Raw genomic sequence first — 1,210 nt, forward strand, 5'->3', positions numbered from 1 at the left:
CGTGCAGCGCGAAGACATTCTTGGCCAGATCGATCCCGAGAAACACCACCGTCATGGTCATCTCCTTGCGGCCCGCAGCCGCGGGTTGAGCTTTTGCCGCCCCATGGTGCGCGCTGGGCAAGCGCTGCGCCTATTGGCAGAATCCTCTGTGCCGGGCGCGGTGCGAGGGGATGGCCCTTTCATTCGTTAGGCATCACAAACAACCTCCGCTTGCATGCCCGCCGACATCGTCAGCCGCAAGACACGCACAGAACTGCGTGAGTACTTCGTCGGTACCAGTCTCAGCATCATCTCGGATGAGTTTGACGCGGCGGACATCTCCAGCGACCTTCAGCACGAGCCCGGCGTAGGTGGACAGCGACGCACGCTCGTTGAGCAGTACTACAAGACGATCAACTGGAACTCGTGGTCGGATGTACGAAAGTTCATCACTGTCTACGAAAACGTCCTCACCCATCTCGAAGACAGAGCAGACGCGAAAGACGAGGACGCCGCGAAGACCTTCGCATCACTTCAACGGTGGATCGAAAGAGATGGCTTCTCCTATGCCGCAGGCCGCCTCAGTCGAGTCGGGAGCAAAGCGTCACTGGAGAACATCGCTGTCGCAGCGGGAGCCTTGGATGTTCCGGAACTCCAGAGACAGATCGCGCGCATTCAGACAGCAATCGACAACGATCCCGCCCTTGCCATCGGGACCGCAAAGGAGTTGGTCGAAACGGTGTGCAAGACCATCCTGGAGCAGCGCGTTATCCCAGTGCCGGATGACGCGGATATCGGGGTTCTTGTCAAAGAGGTACGAAAGGCCCTAGGCCTGGTGCCAGAGTCCGTGCCAAGCGCGGCAAAAGGCGCGGAGACAGTACGCCGCCTCTTGAGCAACCTCGGGAATGTCGCTCAAGGTCTTGGCGAGCTACGCAATCTGTACGGTACAGGGCACGGCAAAGCCGGCGCCGCACGTGGCCTCGGCCCCCGTCATGCGCGTCTGGCAGTTGGAGCAGCGTCAACGCTTGCTACGTTCCTGCTGGAAACCCATGCCGAGCGCGGCCTGTGATACCTAATCGGGTAGCCGGGAGTATTTAGCTCCCAGCCGGCTCTGTTGCACAAATCCACGAGCAGACGCCCTGACCCCAACCCCGGACGGACTCATGCCACGGCACCCACCGGCACGGTCTGCGGCCGGCCGATCTGACTGAAGCGGTTGAGCACGGCCACG

General features: G+C 61.0%; 1 protein-coding gene. It reads left to right on the forward strand.

Features of this window, described 5'->3' with window-relative positions; all coding sequences use genetic code 11:
* The first annotated feature begins 214 nt into the window (after positions 1-214).
* Positions 215-1,048, forward strand: a complete 834-nt coding sequence (locus HZU84_RS20000; RefSeq protein WP_149502479.1) for an abortive infection family protein — start codon at positions 215-217, stop codon at positions 1,046-1,048.
* Positions 1,049-1,210 lie beyond the last annotated feature (162 nt).

It is taken from the genome of Sphaerotilus sulfidivorans, assembly GCF_013426975.1.
GTDB classification, from domain to species: domain Bacteria; phylum Pseudomonadota; class Gammaproteobacteria; order Burkholderiales; family Burkholderiaceae_C; genus Sphaerotilus; species Sphaerotilus sulfidivorans.

Excerpts from the sequence above, each read along its gene's own strand:
- HZU84_RS20000 (WP_149502479.1), top strand. The coding sequence starts at position 215 with ATGCCCGCCGACATCGTCAGCCGCAAGACACGCACAGAACTGCGTGAG.